This window comes from Blautia sp. TF10-30 (assembly GCF_003481245.1).
In the GTDB taxonomy this organism is placed as follows: domain Bacteria; phylum Bacillota; class Clostridia; order Lachnospirales; family Lachnospiraceae; genus Fusicatenibacter; species Fusicatenibacter saccharivorans.
Map to the genome: position 1 here is coordinate 123,120 of NZ_QUKM01000008.1, position 19,970 is coordinate 143,089.

General features: G+C 50.9%; 16 protein-coding genes and 7 tRNA genes. All 23 read right to left on the reverse strand.

From position 1 onward, the window contains the following. Positions 1-8 precede the first annotated feature (8 nt). Complete coding sequence (locus DXD02_RS09285) at positions 9-1,286, reverse strand: O-acetylhomoserine aminocarboxypropyltransferase/cysteine synthase family protein (protein ID WP_022463108.1); 1,278 nt, start codon at positions 1,284-1,286, stop codon at positions 9-11. A gap of 158 nt (positions 1,287-1,444) precedes the next feature. Then, entirely contained in the window at positions 1,445-3,856 is a 2,412-nt protein-coding gene (locus tag DXD02_RS09290; protein WP_055227013.1) for a ribonucleoside triphosphate reductase, read from the reverse strand. Positions 3,857-4,103: 247 nt separating this feature from the next. Next, a complete protein-coding gene (gene hflX / locus DXD02_RS09295; RefSeq protein ID WP_118666759.1) occupies positions 4,104-5,339 on the reverse strand; it encodes a GTPase HflX in 1,236 nt (411 codons plus the stop codon). Positions 5,340-5,357: 18 nt separating this feature from the next. Continuing rightward, positions 5,358-6,392, reverse strand: coding sequence for a tetratricopeptide repeat protein (locus tag DXD02_RS09300; RefSeq protein WP_118666760.1), 1,035 nt, complete (start codon positions 6,390-6,392; stop codon positions 5,358-5,360). Then, on the reverse strand, positions 6,389-7,735 hold the full coding sequence (gene glmM, locus DXD02_RS09305; RefSeq protein ID WP_118666768.1) for a phosphoglucosamine mutase: 1,347 nt from the start codon (positions 7,733-7,735) through the stop codon (positions 6,389-6,391). The genes DXD02_RS09300 and glmM overlap by 4 nt, the downstream gene beginning before the upstream one ends. Before the next feature lie 104 nt (positions 7,736-7,839). Further along, complete coding sequence (locus DXD02_RS09310; RefSeq protein ID WP_117813198.1) at positions 7,840-8,760, reverse strand: nucleotidyltransferase family protein; 921 nt, start codon at positions 8,758-8,760, stop codon at positions 7,840-7,842. 92 nt (positions 8,761-8,852) lie between these two features. Beyond that, positions 8,853-9,929, reverse strand: coding sequence for a peptide chain release factor 1 (gene prfA / locus DXD02_RS09315; RefSeq protein WP_022462136.1), 1,077 nt, complete (start codon positions 9,927-9,929; stop codon positions 8,853-8,855). A 75-nt stretch (positions 9,930-10,004) separates the two neighbouring features. Further along, entirely contained in the window at positions 10,005-10,862 is an 858-nt protein-coding gene (gene prmC, locus DXD02_RS09320) for a peptide chain release factor N(5)-glutamine methyltransferase (RefSeq protein ID WP_022462137.1), read from the reverse strand. A 3-nt stretch (positions 10,863-10,865) separates the two neighbouring features. Further along, entirely contained in the window at positions 10,866-11,849 is a 984-nt protein-coding gene (locus DXD02_RS09325; RefSeq protein ID WP_055227021.1) for a DUF1385 domain-containing protein, read from the reverse strand. Between the two features lie 104 nt (positions 11,850-11,953). Next, complete coding sequence (gene rpmE, locus DXD02_RS09330; protein ID WP_022462139.1) at positions 11,954-12,154, reverse strand: 50S ribosomal protein L31; 201 nt, start codon at positions 12,152-12,154, stop codon at positions 11,954-11,956. Positions 12,155-12,285: 131 nt separating this feature from the next. Then, the gene (rho, locus tag DXD02_RS09335; RefSeq protein WP_118666761.1) at positions 12,286-13,950 is read right to left on the reverse strand and encodes a transcription termination factor Rho; all 1,665 of its coding nucleotides are present in this window, start codon (positions 13,948-13,950) and stop codon (positions 12,286-12,288) included. A gap of 133 nt (positions 13,951-14,083) precedes the next feature. Further along, positions 14,084-14,165, reverse strand: a tRNA-Leu gene (locus tag DXD02_RS09340). A gap of 70 nt (positions 14,166-14,235) precedes the next feature. Next, positions 14,236-14,308 (reverse strand) — tRNA-Lys (locus DXD02_RS09345). A gap of 18 nt (positions 14,309-14,326) precedes the next feature. Beyond that, a tRNA-Gln gene (locus DXD02_RS09350) sits at positions 14,327-14,398 on the reverse strand. A 20-nt stretch (positions 14,399-14,418) separates the two neighbouring features. Beyond that, positions 14,419-14,492: transfer RNA gene (locus DXD02_RS09355), tRNA-His, on the reverse strand. 47 nt (positions 14,493-14,539) lie between these two features. Next, positions 14,540-14,613 (reverse strand) — tRNA-Arg (locus DXD02_RS09360). A gap of 26 nt (positions 14,614-14,639) precedes the next feature. Further along, positions 14,640-14,710 (reverse strand) — tRNA-Gly (locus tag DXD02_RS09365). Between the two features lie 6 nt (positions 14,711-14,716). Then, positions 14,717-14,791 (reverse strand) — tRNA-Pro (locus tag DXD02_RS09370). A gap of 319 nt (positions 14,792-15,110) precedes the next feature. Next, the gene (locus DXD02_RS09375; protein WP_022462627.1) at positions 15,111-15,596 is read right to left on the reverse strand and encodes a metallophosphoesterase family protein; all 486 of its coding nucleotides are present in this window, start codon (positions 15,594-15,596) and stop codon (positions 15,111-15,113) included. Positions 15,597-15,610: 14 nt separating this feature from the next. Continuing rightward, positions 15,611-16,213 carry an XTP/dITP diphosphatase gene (locus DXD02_RS09380; RefSeq protein ID WP_118666762.1) on the reverse strand — a complete coding sequence of 201 codons (603 nt, stop codon included), beginning with the start codon at positions 16,211-16,213 and terminating at the stop codon, positions 15,611-15,613. 129 nt (positions 16,214-16,342) lie between these two features. Continuing rightward, positions 16,343-18,073, reverse strand: coding sequence for a carbon starvation CstA family protein (locus DXD02_RS09385; protein WP_118666763.1), 1,731 nt, complete (start codon positions 18,071-18,073; stop codon positions 16,343-16,345). A 44-nt stretch (positions 18,074-18,117) separates the two neighbouring features. Next, entirely contained in the window at positions 18,118-18,642 is a 525-nt protein-coding gene (locus DXD02_RS09390) for a hypothetical protein (RefSeq protein ID WP_118666764.1), read from the reverse strand. Between the two features lie 161 nt (positions 18,643-18,803). After that, positions 18,804-19,961: a THUMP domain-containing class I SAM-dependent RNA methyltransferase gene (locus tag DXD02_RS09395; protein ID WP_118666765.1), complete on the reverse strand. Its 1,158-nt coding sequence runs from the start codon at positions 19,959-19,961 to the stop codon at positions 18,804-18,806. Between the last annotated feature and the right edge of the window lie 9 nt (positions 19,962-19,970).

The window sequence follows — 19,970 nt, forward strand, 5'->3', positions numbered from 1 at the left end:
TTGTATCTTTATACGTTCGCAAGCGCCTGATCAAGGTCTGCAATGATATCGTTCACATCCTCAATGCCGACTGACAGACGGATCAGATCCGGCAGAACACCGGCTTCGATGAGCTGCTGATCGTTCAGCTGGCGATGGGTATGGCTTGCCGGGTGCAGAACGCAGCTTCTTGCATCGGCAACGTGTGTTACAATTGCTACCATTTTCAGGCCGTTCGTGAAGCGCATCGCGCCGTCTCTTCCGCCCTTTGGTCCGAAGCAGAGAACGCCGCAGGTTCCGTTCGGCATGTATTTTTCTGCCAGCGCATGGTATTTGCTGTCTGCAAGGCCTGCGTACTCAACCCATGCTACCTTCGGGTGGTTTTTCAGGAACTCTGCCACTTTCTCGGCATTTCTGCAGTGACGCTCCACGCGCAGGTGCAGGGTCTCCAGACCGACATTCGTCAGGAATGCATTCTGCGGGGACTGGCACGCTCCCATATCACGCATCAGCTGTGCGGTTGCTTTTGTGATATACGCTTTTTTACCGAATTTCTGCGTATAAATCACGCCGTGGTACGATTCGTCCGGTGTGGTAAGGCCCGGGAATTTGTCTGCATGCGCATCCCAGTCGAAGTTTCCGGAATCGACAATCGCTCCGCCGAGCGCCATTGCATGGCCGTCCATGTATTTTGTGGTGGAATGGGTGACAATATCTACACCGAACTCGAACGGACGGCAGTTGATCGGGGTTGCAAAGGTGTTGTCGCAGATCATCGGAACGCCGTGCTCATGTGCAAGTTTAACAAACTTGTCAATGTCAAGTACAACACCTGCCGGGTTGGAAATCGTCTCGGCAAAGACAGCTTTGGTGTTCGGCTGGAATGCTTTTTCCAGCTCCTCTGCCGGCGCATCCTGGTCCACGAGGGTAGTCTCGATGCCGAATCGTTTTAAGGTAACGGCGAGCAGGTTGGAGGTTCCTCCGTAAACCTTTGCCGCGCAGACAACGTGGTCGCCTGCCTCACAGATGTTGGTAACAGCAAGCATCGTTGCCGCCTGGCCGGAAGATGTGAGCATGGCTGCCACACCGCCCTCCAGATCGCAGATTTTCTGTGCTACGACGTCGTTCGTCGGGTTCTGCAGACGGGAATAGAAATATCCCTCTTCCTCCAGATCGAACAATTTTCCCATTTCCTCGCTGGTTGCATATTTGAATGTTGTGCTCTGGTAAATCGGAAGTACACGCGGCTCACCGTTTTTCGGCTGCCATCCTCCCTGTACACAGATTGTGTCCTGGCTGTATCCCATAATTTTTCTCCCTTCTGTAAGTGAAACCGGTCCACCGGGCCGATTTCTGCTGTGCTCAGCGCCATAATAATACCCCCACCCGGGATGCCCGGGCGAGGGTATCACTTTTTCCTATTATAACTCTGTTTGTTCTTTCCTGCAACTATATGCGCACAGATTTAGGAGAGATATTCATCCACATATTTCTGTATATTGGAAGCATTCACAATCTTCTGCGCCTGGCCGTCCTCCACAACGAGAAGAGTCGGTGCCTGCATGATGCCGTACTGTGCGGCAAGATCCGGGTGACGCTCTGCGTCGATCACCTCATACTGCTCCTCGGCGAGCATTTCTTTCGCCATTTTGCAGTTCGGGCAGGTGCTTGTCGTGAACAGGTACATGCCGTCTTCCTCGATTTTATCTGCTGCTGCAGCGGCTTTCGGCTCTTCTTTTCCAGCTGCCTGCTCTGCCAGTTTCTCTGCTGCGCCGTACGATTTCATTTTCTGCTCCGGCGATTTGGAGTGGATGATATCATATACAGTTCTGTTCTTGTACTCCTGGCGTTTTCCGTCGTTCCAGTTCTTGACCGGACGGTAATATCCCGTGATACGGCTGTAAACCTCTGCCTCTTTTCCACAGATCGGACATGTAAAATGCTCGCCGGCGAGATAGCCGTCGTTCGCACAAACAGAATACGTCGGGGACAGCGTGTAGTACGGCAGTTTGTAGTTCTCTGCAATCTTCCGCACAAGGGAAGCTGCTGCTTTCCAGTCCGGCAGTTTTTCGCCAAGGAACGCATGGAATACAGTTCCCGAAGTGTACAGCGTCTGCAGATCATCCTGAATATCAAGCGCAGAGAAAATATCCTCGGTATAGTCCACCGGCAGATGGGAGCTGTTGGTGTAGTACGGGGTATCTCCCTCATGGCCTGCGGTCTTGATATCCGGCCATTTTGCACGGTCGTGTTTTGCCAGACGGTATGCGGTCGACTCCGCCGGAGTTGCCTCAAGGTTGTACAGATCGCCGTACTCCTCCTGGTAATCAGAAAGACGCTCTCTCATATGGTTCAGAACTTCTTTCGTAAACTGCTGTGTCTTCGGATCCTCCAGACCCTTTCCGAGCCATGCGGCATTTAAGCCGGCCTCGTTCATACCGATCAGACCGATGGTTGAGAAGTGGTTCTCAAACGTTCCAAGGTACCGTTTCGTATATGGATACAGTCCCTCGTCCAGGAGACGGGTAATGACCTCACGTTTCGTCTTTAACGAACGTGCGGCAATATCCATCATATGATCGAGACGGCGGTAGAACTCTTTCTCATCTTTGGACTGATATGCGATACGCGGCATATTGATGGTGACAACGCCGACCGATCCGGTGCTCTCGCCGGAACCGAAGAATCCGCCGGTTTTCTTTCGAAGCTCACGCAGATCCAGGCGGAGACGGCAGCACATGGAGCGCACGTCGCTTGGTTTCATATCGCTGTTGATGTAGTTGGAGAAGTACGGGGTACCGTATTTTGCAGTCATTTCGAACAGCAGACGGTTATTCTCCGTATCGGACCAGTCAAAATCGGATGTGATGGAGTAGGTCGGGATCGGGTACTGGAAGCCTCTTCCGTTGGCATCTCCCTCGATCATCGTCTCGATGAACGCTTTGTTGACCATATCCATCTCTTTTTTACAGTCTTTGTACTTGAAGTCCATCTCCTTGCCGCCGACGATCGCCGGAAGCTCCGCGAGGTCATCCGGTACGGTCCAGTCGAGTGTGATGTTGGAGAACGGTGCCTGGCTTCCCCAGCGGCTCGGTGTGTTGACGCCGTAGATAAACGCCTCGATGCACTTCTTCACTTCGCCGTAGCTTAAGTTGTCCACTTTGACGAACGGCGCCAGATACGTATCAAATGAAGAAAATGCCTGCGCACCTGCCCACTCGTTCTGCATAATGCCGAGGAAGTTGACCATCTGGTTGCACAGAACCGAAAGATGTCTTGCCGGAGAAGAAGTAATCTTTCCGTTGATGCCGCCAAGTCCTTCTTTGATGAGCTGTTTTAACGACCATCCTGCACAGTAGCCGGTCAGCATCGACAGGTCGTGGATGTGAATATCCGCGTTGCGGTGTGCCTCGGCGATCTCGTCATCATAAATCTCTGATAACCAGTAGTTGGCTGTGATCGCGCCGGAATTGCTTAAGATCAGACCGCCGACAGAATACGTTACAGTCGAGTTCTCTTTGACACGCCAGTCCTCTACCTTTACGTAGCTGTCCACGATCTCTTTGTAGTCTACGATCGTCGATTTCATGTTGCGGATTTTTTCCCTCTGCTTGCGGTACAGAATGTAAGCTTTTGCCACTTCTGCGTAGCCGCACTGGATCAGCACGTTCTCCACGCTGTCCTGAATTGCCTCCACTGAAATTTTTCCGTCTTTGATCTTGGACTGAAAGTCCGCTGTTACGCGCAGTGCCAGCATCTGAAGCATGTCATCGCTGAACTGCATATCTTTTGCGCCGAATGCTTTTCCAATCGCATCGGTAATCTTTTTCATCTGGAACTCTGCAATCGTTCCGTCTCTCTTTTCTACCTGAAACATGGAATCCCTCCTGTTAATTCAACCGTTTCTGCAAGACCTTTTTAAGGTTCCACTCTTTGCAGTGTCTGAACCATATGATAGCAGAGCATGTTTCTCCCGTCAATAGTAAAAAGTACCATATCTAGTGTAAAATTTTCTAACATCACTAGATATGGTACTTTTACTTGTGTTCTGTCTCTTCCATTTTTCGGCGCTGTACGGCGCTTAAAGGGATGTACTGCCGTTTTTAAGCCCGCTTGCCATACCTCTATACCATCGGATAGATATCCTTCGGTACATAGGCTTTTACGCGGATGCCTTCCGGCAGATATTCTTCTTCGAGCAGAATTCCGTATCCGCGGATCAGTGAAATCGTTCCCGCCTTATCGTACGGATAGAGGCGCTCGATATAGATTTTTCCCTCCATCATCCACGAGGAGAGTAAATTTTTGAGGTCTTCGAGTCCCTGTCCTGTTTTGGCAGAGACCGCAAGGCTCGCGTCTGCCCGGAAATCTTTTACAACCACCGGGGCAAGAAGCTTATCCTGCTTGTTCAGCAGGGTGGCGATCTTTTTGTCCTCAACTTTCAGTTCCCGCAGCGTATCGTACACGACCTGCATCTGCAGCTCCATCTGCGGATTTGACGTATCCACAACGTGGAGAATATAGTCGGCATACCGTGCTTCCTCCAGCGTACTGCGGAATGCATCGATCAGATGATGTGGCAGCTTATTGATAAATCCAACCGTATCGGTCAGCAGGATTTCCTGTCCATCCGGAAGGGTCAGTGACCGCGTCGTCGTATCCAGCGTGGAAAACAGCATTGCATCTGCCAGAATTTCCGATCCTGTCAGTGCATTTAAAAGACTGCTCTTTCCCGCTGACGTATAGCCTACGAGCGCCGCTACCGGGATTTTGGAACGTTTTCTGCCTTCACGAAGGAGCTCTCTGTGCTGGCGTACTTCCTCAAGCTCACGTTTTAACTGCGTAATACGCGTGCGGATCAGGCGCCGGTCGGTTTCCAGCTTTTTCTCTCCCGGTCCTCTCGTACCGATTCCGCCGCCGAGACGGGAAAGCGATGTGCCAAGGCCGGAAAGTCGGGACGCACGGTACTTTAACTGGGCCAGCTCAACCTGGATTTTACCCTCGCTGCTCACGGCGCGCGCCGCAAAGATATCCAGGATCAAAAGCGTACGGTCCATGATCTTGCATTCCAGTGCTTCCTCCAGCCCTTTTAACTGGATCGAGGAGAGCTCATCGTCGCAGATGATGCCCGTCGCATCGCAGGCGCGCACCAGAATTTTCAATTCCTCTAATTTTCCTTTTCCGATGTACGTTCCCGGATGAATGGCCTCCCGCACCTGCACCAGGCGGCCCTCCACCTTCGCACCGGCGGTGCTGGCCAGTTCCGCCAGCTCGTCGAGCGATTCTTCTGCGTTTGCGCCGCCGTTTTCCTGTACGCCGACCAGAATCACGCGCTCCTGTTCTTCTCTTAAATCAAACAATCCAACTTCCTCCGTCTGTTATCGGTTCTGGAGAAACGTATTTTCCCGCTGCGCCGCGGTGTTTTCCGGGTATGCTGCCAGAAAATCCGCCATCAGCGACTTCGCGGTATCAAAATCCGCCCGTTTTTCATAGGATACAATCTGGTTGAACAGCAGATTTTCCCGGTTGGAATCCTCTGCCGTTTTGAGTCCTTCCTCGATATACGAGAGTGCACTGTCCGTGTCGTTTTCCGCAAGTGCGCAGAGCGCCAGCCCGTTGTTTGCTGCCGCCGCAAAGCCATCTGTCGAAAGATACGAAGAAAACAGTGCTTTCGCCTCGTCGTTCTGACCATTGGAAAGGTAAACCTCGCCGAGCATTTCCATCGCCGCGCTGCTGCCGTCCTTCATTGCCTTCGAGAACGCTTTGACCGCCTCGTCCTGCTCCTCCAGATAGTAGTATGCGCAGCCGATGTTATAATAATCCTCGGTCGTTTTCGGCTCAATCTTCACTGCCGCTTCGAGGTAACGGTCTCCGTCCGCCTTCATACTGCTCTCCTGATACAGCTCGTAAATGTCAAGGCAGAGCTGATAGCTCTCCTTCGTCTCCACTGCCGCATCAAAATCCACCTTCGCCTGCTCGTAATTCTTCTGCAGGAAGTACGCGCGTCCCCTAAGGAACAGCGCATCGGCATCGACCTTTTCTTCCTGAATATTGGTGCAGATCTCAATGGCTCCATCCAGATCTCCGGCCTGTACGCAGGTTTCCGCCTCGTAATACATGACATCGCGCGAAAACTCCGCGTCTTTGTGCTTCATGCTCGAAAGACTGCTCTTGAAAGCCTCTTTTGCCTTGTCATACTCCTGGCTTTTCAGATAAGCGATGCCGAGCGACCGGTAGCTCTCCGCCATTCGGTCGCCTGCCTTTACGGCTCCCTCCAGCATCGCAATCGACGTTACGTAGTCCTTCTGTTCGAGCGCCTCGATGCCCTTTTTATAAAGCTTTGAATTTTTATTTTCACAGCCGCCAAGCACCATTGCCGCCGCCAGAAAAAAGATTACCAGTCTTTTTTTCATTCTGTCACAAGTCCTTCTTTATGCATCACAGAAACAACCTGGTCTACGTATTTTGCACACGTTGCGTCGTCCGGTGCTTCCACCATGACACGGATCACCGGCTCGGTGCCGCTCTCTCTTACGAGGATGCGTCCGTCATCGCCCAGGGCCTCTGCTACGTCTTCTACTGCTTTCTGTACTGCCGGGTTGGCCTTTGCAGCTGCTTTGTTTGCCACGCGGACATTCTTTAAGAGCTGCGGGTAAATCACTACCTCGGCTGTCAGGGTGCTGAGCGGGAGTTTCTTATCTATCAGCACTTCCATCACCATCAGGGAGGTCAGGATTCCGTCACCGGTCGTCGCGTGCTTGCTGAAAATGATGTGACCGGACTGCTCTCCGCCGAGAGAATAGCCGTTTGCCATCATGTTCTCGCACACGAATTTGTCGCCGACTGCCGTCTTCTCATACCGGATACCGGCGCGGTCACACGCTTTGTAAAGACCGAGGTTTGACATGATCGTGGTCACGATCGTATCTCCGTTTAACTGGCCTTTTTCTTTTAAGTATTTACCGCAGACGTACATGATCAGGTCTCCGTCTACCACATTTCCCAGCTCATCGACAGCGATGCAGCGGTCTGCGTCTCCGTCGTAGGCAAATCCGACATCGAGGTGTTTCTCTCTTACATATTTCTGAAGCTCTTCGATGTGGGTGGAACCACAGCCGCGGTTGATGTTTGTTCCGTCCGGCTCGTTGTGGATCACATATGTCTTGGCGCCGATGGCATCAAACACGCTCTTGGCTACGGAAGAGGCACTTCCGTTGGAGCAGTCGAGTCCGACTCTCATGTTTTTAAAGGATTTTGTCGGAATCGAGATCAGATGTCCGATGTAGCGGTTTCTTCCGGCTGCAAAATCCACGGTGCGTCCGATGTCTTCTCTCGTTGCGAACGGGATCTTCGGTGTTCCGTCGTCGATGTAGGCTTCGATCTGCGCTTCGATGTCGGCTTCCAGTTTCTGTCCCAGGCCGTTGATCACTTTGATTCCGTTGTCATAGAACGGGTTGTGGCTGGCGGAGATCATAATTCCGCAGTCAAAGTTTTCGGTACGGACAACATAGGAAACGCTCGGGGTGGTCGTTACGTGCAGCAGATAAGCGTCTGCTCCCGATGCGGTCAGTCCTGCTACCAGCGAATATTCGAACATGTAGCTGGAGCGTCTGGTGTCTTTTCCAATGACGATCTGTGCTTTGTGGTCTTTTCCGAAATACCATCCGAGGAATCTTCCCACTTTATATGCATGCTCAACCGTCAGATCAATGTTTGCTTCTCCGCGAAATCCATCTGTTCCAAAATATTTACCCATGGTATGCTCCTTTCCCCTTTCGGGCAGAAAGCGTGTCTGAAATTTTTTGCAATCATTCAAACACGCTTTTTCTGGTTATTCACTCAAATAACAAAATATCGTAATTAGTCGTACAGCTTCTCGCTGTATACGCCGTCCGCAATCAGTTTGCGGAATGCTTCTGTTACGGAAGCTTTGTCTTCCTGATACGTTACGCCGAACCACTCTGCGTCGGTCGGAAGAACTTTTACTTCTGCTTTTCCTGCGTGCAGCAGCTCGTCGATGTAGATCGGAAGGAGGTACTCGCCTTTTACATCTCCCTCTTTCTGTGCAGAAAGGAATTCAACAAAGCCTTTCTCCAGAAGATCAATGAACTCCGGCTGCAGTCCCCACATGTTCATGGAAACAAGGGAGTTTTTGTCGATCGGATCAACCGTTCCGTCTTCTTTTTCAACGCCTGCGCCCTCTGCGGTCTTTACGATGTTTTTCGTCTCGTTGACACCGGTCAGGTTTCCGTTTTCATCAACGACGCAGACACCTCTTGTAACACCGCCGTTGTCACTTAAGGTGTTTCCAAGCACGAATCCTGCCATGGAGATCGGCATAACTTCATCCACATCATGCTCCTGTACGAGGTAGTCGTGCAGTTTTACGAACGGCTCTTTTCCGTAATAGTCATCAGCATTGATAACAGCAAACGGCTCTTTTACAAGACCTTTGCAGGCAAGAACGGCCTGGCCGGTTCCCCACGGTTTGGTACGGCCTTCCGGTTTTGCAAAGCCTGCCGGCAGATCATCGAGCTCCTGGAATGCATATTCCACCTCTGTGATTTTGCTGATGCGGTTGCCGATGACTTCCTTGAAATCTTTCTCCAGATCCTTGCGGATGATGAAAACTACTTTGTTGAAGCCGGCTTCCAGTGCATCGTGGATGGAATAATCCATGATGATCTCCCCGTTTGGTCCTACTGGCTCAAGCTGTTTGATTCCCTTTCCAAATCTGCTGCCGATTCCGGCTGCCATGATCACAAGTGCTGTTTTCTTCATAGCGTTTTCCCTTTCTCTTTTCCCCTTTTTTCTCTTGTTTATTCTATCAGCAATCGATCCTGTAGACCAATCGTGATTCGCAGCGTTTATTATTATGCTTCTTCCTGCATGCTGCTCAGCTTTGCGGCCTGATCGGCTGCAATCAGACTGTCGATGATTTCATCCAGATCGCCGTTCATGATGGCGTCCAGTTTGTATAAGGTCAATTTGATTCTGTGATCCGTCACACGTCCCTGCGGGAAGTTGTACGTACGGATCTTCTCGGAGCGGTCTCCCGTTCCGACCTGGCTCTTTCGAAGCTCGGCCATCTCATCGTGCTGTTTCTGCTGCTCTAAGTCGTACAGACGGGCACGCAGAATCTTCAGTGCCTTGTCCTTATTCTTTAACTGTGATTTCTCATCCTGGCAGGAAATGACGATGCCGCTCGGGAAGTGGGTCAGACGGACTGCTGAGTCGGTCGTATTGACACACTGGCCGCCGTTTCCGGAAGCACGGAATACATCGAATTTGTAATCTTTCGGGTCGATCTGTACTTCGACGTCGTCCACCTCCGGCATGATCGCTACGGTCATGGTTGAGGTATGGATTCTTCCGCCGGACTCGGTTTCCGGCACACGCTGTACGCGGTGCGTGCCGCTCTCGTACTTCATCCGGGAGTACGCGCCTGCTCCGTTGATCAGAAGTGTTGCGTCTTTAAAGCCGCCGATTCCGTTTTCATCGGCGCTGGTCAGCTCTGTTTTCCAGCCGCGGCTCTCTGCGTATTTGATGTACATACGGCAGATTTCTGCGGTAAAGAGTGCCGCCTCGTCTCCGCCGGCACCTGCGCGGAACTCTACGATAACGTTCTTGTCATCGTTCGGGTCTTTCGGCAGAAGCAGGACTTTGAGCTCCTGCTCCAGCTCCTCTACGCGTTTTTTCGCATCGGAGAGCTCTTCTTTCAGCATTTCGCGCATCTCTTCGTCGGATTCCTCCTCAAGAAGCATCAGGCTCTCTTCGATGGTCTGTTTCTGTGTTTTATAGTCCTTATATGCGTCTGCGATCGGCTGGAGTTCTGCCTGCTCCTTCATCAGCTTCTGGAACTTCGCCGCATCGGCAGCGACGTCCGGCTCGCTTAACTGATTCAGTACCTCCTCGAGACGCATGAGGATATCATCAAGTTTATCAAACATAAAATGACTGCTCCTTTTTGCTGTTTTCGTCTGTTTATGATGTCATTATGGTGTCAAAATTAAAATTCATTTCTGTCAGGGTTTTTTGTGCCAGATACCGGTCACCACGCGGTCCAGGCCTGCCAGATCTTTCAGAACCTGTACATCGGCAAAGCCGTGGGTTTCCATCAGCTCCCGCACTTCATCTCCCTGATCGTATCCAATTTCAAAACAGAGCTTTCCGCCCTCTTTTAAATAGCTTCCTGCCTGCTCTGTAATCTTCCGGTAAAAGACAAGACCGTCCGCACTGCCGTCGAGTGCCATCCGCGGCTCATGGTCGCGCACCTCCGGCATCAGCGTTTCAATCACATCCGTGCGGATATACGGCGGATTGCTTGCGATCACATCGAAGGTTCCCTCGATGTTTTCAAATAAGTTGCTCTTTACGAACGATGCCCGTCCGCCCGCCTGTGCGCCGTTCTTTTCCGCAACCTGTAAGGCTTTCTCGGAGAGATCCGCGCCGATTCCAGTGCAGTCCTCTCTCGTCACAAGAAGCGATATGAGAATGCATCCCGAACCGGTGCAGAGATCGAGAATCCGTGCATCTTTTGGAAGGCCGCGGAGCGCTTCCTCCACAAGAATCTCGGTGTCCTGCCGCGGAATCAGTACATGCTCATTCACAAAAAAAGGGATTCCGTAGAACCACGCCTCTCCGGTCAGCTGCTGCAGCGGAATGTGTTCGCCGCGCTTTCTGACCAGCGCTTCGTACTGCTCCTGCTGTTCTTTTGGCATTTCATCTTCACTGTGTACAAAGTAGGTGCTGTGGCTGATCCCGCAGACATGCTCCAGTAAAAGCCATGCGTCCTGCCGGGCTTCCTCCACCCCCTGCTTTTGTAAGTACAGAATAGCGGATTCCAGTGCAGATTTCAAGTTTTTTCTATCGTGCACACTCATCGGTCACGGCTCCTCATGTTCTTTCTTTTCGGTTTTGGCCGGGTACGTATAACCAAAGTTTTCGTTCAGGTACGCTCTCCAGTCAAACACAGCCTCCACAGCGGCGATCGCAACCTCTGCCATCTCGGCATCCGGCTCGCGCGTCGTCAGGCGCTGCAGCATCAGGCCCGGTTTACTGATCAGGTTGACCAGTTTATTGTCACTTTTTCCCGCCAGGCGGATAATTTCATACGAAACGCCCGCGATCACCGGAATGAGAAGCAGGCGGATCACAATTTTCAGCAGCGGGGAATCGACCCGGATGAACATGAAAAAGATGATGCTGATGACGATGACGTACATCAGAAAGCTCGTTCCGCAGCGCTTGTGCTCCCGGGAACTCTTTAAGACGTTTTCCACGTTCAGTTCCAGACCGTGCTCAACGCAGTTGATGCATTTATGCTCGGCGCCGTGGTACATGAACACGCGCTGAATGTCTTCCATACGGGAAATGGCTGCCAGATAGCCGAGGAACAGTGCCACACGCACAAAGGCCTCTGCCACCGCGGTCAGTGTCGTTCCGGCTCCCGCTTTGTGCAGCAGTTCGGACAGGAAGTACGGCACCATCAGAAAGAGAACGACGGCGATGACAACGGAAAATGTGACGGTTCCGTACATCATCAGCCTGTCTGTCTTTTCTTTTTTCGCTTTCTGCTGCTCCTCTTCCTCTTTCGTCGCCGGCTTTTTCTTTTCCTCCTCCTCGTCCTCATAGAACGAAGCGGAGTACATAAGGGAACTCATGCCGACGATCATCGAATCGGCAAAGCTGAAGACGCCGCGCAGAATCGGAACTTTTAAGAGCTCCTTGTGCTTCGTCAGCGGCTTGTGCTGCTCTACTTTAACTTCAATCTCCCCGTCCGGCCGGCGTACTGCGACGGAATAGCGGTCCTTGTTCATCATCATGATGCCTTCCATCACGGCCTGGCCGCCAATATTGGATGATTTCATAATTTACGTTTACCTCCTCAAAGGGGATTTTCTGCATCCGTAACGCAAGAACGGGCTGAGATCTTCCAACCTCAGCCCGTTTTTCATCTTGCTTGATTCAATTCTTATTTCATGCCGTATTTCTTGTTGAACTTCTCGATACGTCCACGAGCTGCAGCAGCTTTCTGCTGGCCAGTGTAGAACGGATGGCATTTAGAACAGATCTCAACGTGGATCTCTTTCTTGGTAGAACCTGTTACAAAAGTATTTCCGCAGTTGCAGGTAACAGTTGCCTGATGGTATTCTGGATGGATTCCTTCTCTCATTTTATTCACCTCTTCTTAATATTGTTATCTTCTCAGATTTACTCTGATGATTTCGTATTTCAGGCTGACAAAATCTCATCAACCTTGCACAGCTTTCTCATTGTATCACACAATTTTGAAAATTGCAAGCCTTATACTATTTTTTGTTTCTTTAAAATTTGAATCAGTTCGCCGTTGTTTCTGGTGCGGGCAAACATGTTCAGAATATTTTCCACGGCTTCCTCGGATTTCATGCCGTTTAATGCCCTCCGCATATTGTAAACGGCCTCCTGCTCATCTGGTGTCAGAAGCAGATCTTCTCTTCTTGTTCCCGATTTGGCTATGTCGATGGCCGGGAAGACGCGGCGTTCCTGCAGTTTCCGGTCGAGCACGAGTTCCATGTTTCCGGTGCCTTTGAATTCCTCGTAAACGACATCGTCCATCTTGCTTCCGGTGTCCACAAGCGCCGTTGCAAGAATCGTCAGGCTTCCGCCCTCGCGCATGTTTCTGGCCGCGCCGAAGAACCGTTTCGGCATGTAGAGTGCTGCCGGATCGAGACCGCCGGAAAGGGTACGGCCGCTCGGCGGAACGGTCAGGTTGTAAGCTCTGGCGAGACGTGTGATGCTGTCGATGAAGATCGTAACGTCTTTTTTACTCTCCACAAGACGTTTCGCGCGCTCAATGACCATCTCGGACACGCGTTTGTGGTGCTCCGGCTGCTCATCGAAGGTGGAATAGATGACTTCCACATTCGATCCCTGAATCGCTTCTTTAATGTCGGTGACCTCCTCCGGCCGCTCGTCGATCAGAAGGATGATCAGATACATCTCCGGGTTGTTCCGCAGGATGGATTTTGCCGCATCCTTCAAAAGCGTCGTTTTTCCGGCTTTCGGCGGGGAGACGATCATGCCTCGCTGGCCTTTTCCGATCGGACTTACAAGATCCACGATCCGCATCGCCATGCTTCCGCCCGGGCGCTCAAGGCGCAGCCGCTCATCCGGGAAGACCGGTGTCATATCTTCGAAATTGCCGCGGCGCATGATCTGGTCGAGCGGCAGATTGTTGACGCTCTTTAAGTATAAAAGGGCGCTGAATTTTTCGGTTGCGGACTTTACTCTCGTGTTTCCGCGGATGATATCTCCCGTTTTCAGTCCGAAACGGCGGATCTGGGACGGGGAAACGTAGACATCGCTGTCGCCCGGCATATAGTTGTCGGAGCGGATAAATCCAAATCCGTCCGGCATGACCTCGAGGATGCCGCAGGCCTCCTGGCCGCTGTCGAGCGTGCTGGTTTCCTGACGCGGTTCCTGTCTCGTCTCTGGTCTTGCTTCCTGACGCAGCGGCTCCTGTCTCATTTCCTGCCCTGCTTCCTGACACGGCTCCTGTCTTTGCTCTTCCTCACGGTTATTCTGATTATAATTCCGTGGTTCCTGAAATCTACGCTCATTGAAACGCGGCGCTCTTGGACGGTACTCCTGGCGCTCTCCGTTTTCACTGCGCTCTTCCCGGCGGACATACCGCGGTCTCTGGTACGGGCGCGCGGTGCCGTTTTCCGAGGTTTCCCGATTCTGGCGCTCCATACCGTCCTCCCGCTTTTCCTGCGGTTCCTGATTCTGATCCTGTACAGTTTCCGTCTTTTTTTCCTCTTTTAGAACCGTCGGCTCTTCCATGTTTTTCTGGTTTTCTTTCTGATCTTCTTCCAGCATCCGCTCAATCAGCGCTTCTTTCCGCAGGGTGGAAATCCCCTTCATGTTTCTGGATTTTGCCAGCGCTTTCAGCGTGCTCAAAGGCAATGACTCATACTTTTCTCTTGTCATACCATTTTTCCTCTATCTATTCTCTATTTGATTTTCGGTTCTGTTTGGAGTTTTTAAGATATTTGATGCGCGAATATTTTTGCTGCAATTATTTAGAATCTGATTTTTGTCATTTTACTACTGTGGATTTTTCTGCGGTTAGTGGGACTCGAACCCACACGCCGAAAGGCACAGGAACCTAAATCCTGCACGTCTGCCAATTCCGTCATAACCGCATATTATTTTTTCGAGAAAAAGAAAAATCCCATAGAAAACCTCCATGGGCGTTTTCTACGGGTTATTTAGTGAAGCATCGGGGATTCGAACCCCGGACAACTTGATTAAAAGTCAAGTGCTCTACCGACTGAGCTAATGCTCCGTATACTTTTGCATCCAACTGGGCTAGCTGGATTCGAACCAGCGAATGCAGCAGTCAAAGTGCTGTGCCTTACCGCTTGGCGATAGCCCAATGTTTCGCCTTGCTGGCAGGGTGGATAAAGGGATTCGAACCCTTGGCCTCCAGAGCCACAATCTGGCGCGCTAACCAACTGCGCTATACCCACCATAATTACGACTTACAGTCTTTTTTCACTATTTAATTTTAGTGAAGCGTGCTTGGAGGGATTCGAACCCCCGACCCACGGCTTAGAAGGCCGTTGCTCTATCCAACTGAGCTACAAGCACACAGCTTCTACAAAATCGTAGCAGCAAGCGGGTGATGGGAATCGAACCCACGTATCCAGCTTGGAAGGCTGGTGTTCTACCATTGAACTACACCCGCACGACATCGGGGTGACAGGATTCGAACCTGCGACCTCCTGGTCCCAAACCAGGCGCTCTAGCCAAGCTGAGCCACACCCCGTAAACAAGGTTTCCCGATTTGCGTTTAACCCTTTCGCGCTCGACGCAAGATTTATTATATTACATTGTTTTCGGTTTGTCAACACTTTTTTTCATTTTTTTCAAAATGTTTTTGTGTTGTTTTGCTCTCACCGGACAACAAAGAGATCTTATCATATCTTTTCTCATCTGTCAACACCTAAATTGTATTTTTTTGACAAACTTTTTAAGGATTAGTCAGAACCTGCTCCGGTACTACCCTGTTTTCTTTGGAATAGTCATGTTAGTTGCGATAATTCATTCGATTTTGGGCTGTTCTCCGCCCTTTTTCGACCCGTTTTTTAATCCAGATACTTGATTTCCACCGAAAGCTCATGCTCTTCGTTGATCGTCAGCATGGCATAGCTTGGTTTTCTTCCCATCTGACGCGGATACGTGAGGCTGCCCGGATTGACAATCCAGAGATTTCCACGCTTTTCTGCGACCGGCCGGTGCGTATGGCCGAACAGTACGATATCCACACCCCTGGAAAGCGCCTCCGCATAGATTCCCTCCAGGCCGAGCGATACGCCGTAGTTATGACCGTGTGTGATAAAAGCACGGTAATCATCAATGTTCACCTGAATCTCCGCCGGGAGGTTTGAAAACCAGTCGTTATTTCCCATGACCATATAGCACGGGCCGTTTACCTTGGATTTGATCAGGTCATCCATCCCTTCCACGTCACCGCAGTGGATCATGCCGTCGAACTCCTCACGTTCCATGGCCTCCTCGAGGTTATACATCCGTCCATGGGTATCGCTCACTATCAGAAATTTCATACTCATTCTCTTCCCTCTTCTTATTTCAAATATGATGCAATCTGTTCTTTCATCGCCGCCAGTGCTTTTCCTCTGTGGCTGACTGCGTTTTTCTCTTCCGGAGAAAGTTCTGCGGTCGTGCGGCTCATATCCGGCAGATAGAAAATCGGGTCATAGCCAAAACCGTTCTCCCCGCGTTCCTCGTAACCGATTTTTCCCTCGATCGTTCCTTTGGTGGTACAGACTGTTCCATCCGGGAAGGCAGCTGCAATCACACAGACGAATCGTGCCGTTCTTTTTTCCACCGGCACGCCCTCCAGGCGGTCAACGAGGCTCTGATTTTTGATGCGGTAGGACGTATCCTCTCCCATATATCTTGCCGAATAGACACCAGGCTCGCCGTTTAAGGCATCCACTTCCAGACCGGAGTCATCCGCCAGCACGATCATGCCGCCGTCTGTGCATCCGGCAACGGTCTGTGCTTTGATTTTTGCATTCTCCTCAAAGGTTTTGCCGTTCTCATCGATCTCGACCGAAATGCCGGCTTCTTTCATCGAATAAATTTCCACCGGCAGATCCGCAAGGATTTCACGGATTTCTTTCATTTTGCCGGCGTTTCCTGTTGCAAATACAATTTTTTTCATAACCGTTTTCCTTCTTTCACGCTGAAATAACTTGCGATCATTATACCGTATGTGTGACGCAAACACAAGAACCCTGTCACAAAAAAAGACCCCCGTTTTTATCCGGGAGCCTTTTTTTGTAATCACACATTATTTTGCTTTTTTCTGATTTGCCAGAGTCTTGAATCCATCGAAAGCCAGGATCAGCGCCAGGATGACAAGCAGGCCTGCCAGCACGATACGTGCTACGCACCAGCCGATGCCAACGCCTGCGCCAAGGCCCTTGAAGTTTGCGATCAGGGTCTGTACAAGGGATGTGATGGTTACGATCAGCATGAATACCATCGGGAACAGGAACATTTTGTTGTTTTTGCCGACTTTTCCGAGCCAGGTGGCAACAGCAAGAAGTCCGATGGCTGCCAGCAGCTGGTTGGATGCACCGAACAGCGGCCAGATTTTGGAGTAACCGGTCAGGCCAAGGCCGATGCCGAGTACTACAGTGATAACGGTTGATACAACCGGATTGGTCAGAACGGCTTTGTAGCCGGTTGCCTCTTTGTAAGTCTGTCCCGGCTCAAGCCAGAACTCCTGGAACATGTATCTTGCCAGACGGGTTGCGGTATCCAGAGAAGTCAGGCAGAATACCGATACAGTCAGAACCAGCAGAGAGTACAGTACATGGGTCGATCCGCCAAGTCCCGGAATGGTTGCTACCATCTCGGAGATACCGGTTGCAAATACAGCGGTCGGAACAACGGTGGTTCCGTCTGCGTATCTGGACCAGATGTAGCCGACTGCACACAGAGATACGATTGCAAGTGCACACTCAATCAGCATACCGCCGTATGCGATCGGGCGGGCATTTTTCTCATTGTCAAGCTGTTTCGATGTAGTTCCTGAACCAACGAGTGAATGGAATCCGGAAATTGCTCCGCAGGCGATGGTTACGAACAGGGCCGGGAACATAAATCCAAGAGAACTTCCGGTCGGAGCCAGCGTATCTTTGAATCCGGTGAATGCCGGGATATCCAGGGATGCATGGCCCATCAGAGCACTTCCGATGACACCGACAATGGCTACGATCATCATAAAGTACAGAAGGAAGGAGCTTAAGTAGTCACGCGGCTGAAGCAGAATCCAGACCGGCGCAACGGAAGCTACGGTGATATAGATACCAACAATCACCATCCATGCTGTCTCGGAGAGATAGATCGGATGGAAGTTTAATCCAACAACAACGCAGACAACGATTGCTGCAATGCCTGCGATGGTGGAAACGCCAAGAGATACATTTTTTCTGTATACCATGAAGCCGAACACAACGGCAAGTACGATGAACAGAATGGAAATCATAGCGGTTGTTGCATTTGCAGAACTTGCTGCCACATCGACAGCGCCGCTCTCGGTATAGGCTGCCTTGAAGGTATTGGCAACGATGGAACCGAATGCTGCGACAACGAGAATCAAGGTCAGGTAAGCAAATACGATAAAGAGCTTTTTCGCTTTGCTTCCCATCGTGTCTGCGATAACCTCACCGATAGACTGTCCTTTGTGGCGCAGGGACGCAAACAGTGCACCGTAATCGTGAACGCCTCCAAAGAAAATACCGCCGATGAGTACCCATAAAAGAACCGGAACCCATCCAAAGACAGCGGCCTGAATCGGTCCGTTGATCGGGCCTGCGCCTGCGATGGATGAGAAGTGATGTCCCATTAAGACAGGAGCTTTGGCAGGAACGTAGTCCACACCGTCCTCCTCGGTGAATGCAGGGGTTTTCCGTTTCGGATCAACGCCCCACTGCTCGGCAAGCCATTTTCCGTAGAATACGTATCCGGCGATCAAAATGCCGATTCCGACAACCAGTACAAGAATACTATTCATTTGTTTTTTCCTCCCTCTTTTTGGCAGAATAAATTTATAGATAACTAAGACCGGAACATCTTAGCATATCCCTTTACCAATTCCCAGGCCGCCCGGTTTCCAAACACTTTCTGTTCTGCCGTATCAAAGACGAGCAGCCGCACCTGACAGTAGCCTCTCAAAGAAAACCGGTAATTTTTATAATACTTATATTTTCGGATTCTCTTCTTTACGCTGTCCGCAACCGGTTTGTCCGCAAAAAAAATACCAGTGACCAGCGTGTACATGTGGTCGGTATCCGGTACTTCCTTCCCCTCGCGAACCACCTTTGGCTCTATCCATTCTGTCAGGTCCGTCAGAAATGTTTCGACGTCCTGGTCGTTCAGTTCTTCCACCGTTTTAAAATACGCATGCTCATGACAGCTGATCCTCCACAGCTCTGCTTTCTTTGAGAGCACGTATTTTGCGCCGCTCTCGTGGTAGCTTGCACAGGCATCGTATGTATGGCCGTTTACTTCGGACGGCTTTACGATATCGTAGCTCCTCTCGTAGGAATGCAGCAGCCTGTCTCTGATCTCTTGTCCGTTCATGGTTTCCTCCGCTTGATGAAAAAATTTCGCATGAGGACAGTTTAGCACAGTAGCGCAGTGATTTCAAGGAAATATTAAACCTTTCTAAAATTTTTCTTTTAATTTTTGTTATCAAAAAGGAGCAACGCCAAAAATCATTCGGCATTGCTCCTCCATTTGTATTATTTCTGTTCTTTTTCCCGGCGCGGCGGCTTCGGTCCCGCGTACTGGTAAAAGTAGGTTTTCAGCATTCCATTGTAAATTTTACGGTTTTTATCCGCCTTTTTGCCGAGATACCGCTCGGCATCCTCGTAGCTCGTGATCAGATACATCGACCAGGAATCGAGAACGCGGTACCGCTCTCCTAATGTCTGATACAGGGCCGGAAGATCTTTTTTGTCCTCCAGGCGCTCACCGTACGGCGGGTTGGTAATCAGAAAACCGTATTTTTTCGGGTGCGACAGCTCGGCAACCGGACGCTGCTGGAAATGGATCAGGTGATCCACACCGGCCAGCTTTGCGTTCTCTCTGGCACTCTTGATGACATCTCCGTCGATATCAAAGCCCTGAATATCTGTCTCAATATCGTTCCGGATCCGGTAGCGTGCATCCTCCGCCGCATCCATCCAGCATTTTTTCGGCACGAGGTGCGTCCATTGCTCCGCAAGGAAAGAACGGTTGAGACCCGGTGCAATATCGGCCGCCATCATGGCCGCCTCAATCGGAAATGTACCGCTTCCGCAGAACGGATCGACAAGAATCCGGTCACCCTTCCACGGAGTCAGCATGATAAGTGCTGCGGCAAGGGTCTCGGTGATCGGCGCTTTCGCGGTCAGCTTGCGGTAGCCTCTCTTATGAAGGGAAACGCCGGAGGTATCGAGTCCGATCGTAACCTCGTCTTTTAAAATCGAAACACGGATCGGGTACTGTGCACCGTCCTCCGGGAACCACTCCATGTGGTAGACCTGTTTCAATCGCTCGACAATCGCTTTTTTCATGATCGACTGGATATCGGACGGGCTGAAGAGCTTACTCTTGATGGAGTTTGCCTTCGTTACCCAGAACTTTCCGTTTTTCGGGATAAATTTCTCCCACGGGAGCGCTTTTGTCGCTTCAAAGAGTTCATCGTACGTCTCGGCGTGGACCTGTCCTACTTTGAGCAGGATACGCTCTGTCGTGCGAAGGAACAGGTTGGCGTAGGCGATTCCCTCTGCATCTGCAAGAAACGTTACTTTTCCATCCTCCACGCGCTCGATTTCGTAGCCGAGGTCGAGGATTTCACGTTTCATCACCGCCTCCAGGCCGAAGTGGCACGGGGCGATCAGTTCATATAATTCCATACTCTCCCG

What these genes read in the sequence shown, in the direction of transcription:
- DXD02_RS09285 (WP_022463108.1), bottom strand. Translation starts at nt 1,286, where the DNA reads ATGGGATACAGCCAGGACACAATCTGTGTACAGGGAGGATGGCAGCCG.
- DXD02_RS09290 (WP_055227013.1), bottom strand. Translation starts at nt 3,856, where the DNA reads ATGTTTCAGGTAGAAAAGAGAGACGGAACGATTGCAGAGTTCCAGATG.
- DXD02_RS09300 (WP_118666760.1), bottom strand. Translation starts at nt 6,392, where the DNA reads ATGAAAAAAAGACTGGTAATCTTTTTTCTGGCGGCGGCAATGGTGCTT.
- glmM (WP_118666768.1), bottom strand. Translation starts at nt 7,735, where the DNA reads ATGGGTAAATATTTTGGAACAGATGGATTTCGCGGAGAAGCAAACATT.
- DXD02_RS09310 (WP_117813198.1), bottom strand. Translation starts at nt 8,760, where the DNA reads ATGAAGAAAACAGCACTTGTGATCATGGCAGCCGGAATCGGCAGCAGA.
- prfA (WP_022462136.1), bottom strand. Translation starts at nt 9,929, where the DNA reads ATGTTTGATAAACTTGATGATATCCTCATGCGTCTCGAGGAGGTACTG.
- prmC (WP_022462137.1), bottom strand. Translation starts at nt 10,862, where the DNA reads ATGAGTGTGCACGATAGAAAAAACTTGAAATCTGCACTGGAATCCGCT.
- DXD02_RS09325 (WP_055227021.1), bottom strand. Translation starts at nt 11,849, where the DNA reads ATGAAATCATCCAATATTGGCGGCCAGGCCGTGATGGAAGGCATCATG.
- rpmE (WP_022462139.1), bottom strand. Translation starts at nt 12,154, where the DNA reads ATGAGAGAAGGAATCCATCCAGAATACCATCAGGCAACTGTTACCTGC.
- rho (WP_118666761.1), bottom strand. Translation starts at nt 13,950, where the DNA reads ATGACAAGAGAAAAGTATGAGTCATTGCCTTTGAGCACGCTGAAAGCG.
- DXD02_RS09375 (WP_022462627.1), bottom strand. Translation starts at nt 15,596, where the DNA reads ATGAGTATGAAATTTCTGATAGTGAGCGATACCCATGGACGGATGTAT.
- DXD02_RS09380 (WP_118666762.1), bottom strand. Translation starts at nt 16,213, where the DNA reads ATGAAAAAAATTGTATTTGCAACAGGAAACGCCGGCAAAATGAAAGAA.
- DXD02_RS09385 (WP_118666763.1), bottom strand. Translation starts at nt 18,073, where the DNA reads ATGAATAGTATTCTTGTACTGGTTGTCGGAATCGGCATTTTGATCGCC.
- DXD02_RS09390 (WP_118666764.1), bottom strand. Translation starts at nt 18,642, where the DNA reads ATGAACGGACAAGAGATCAGAGACAGGCTGCTGCATTCCTACGAGAGG.
- DXD02_RS09395 (WP_118666765.1), bottom strand. Translation starts at nt 19,961, where the DNA reads ATGGAATTATATGAACTGATCGCCCCGTGCCACTTCGGCCTGGAGGCG.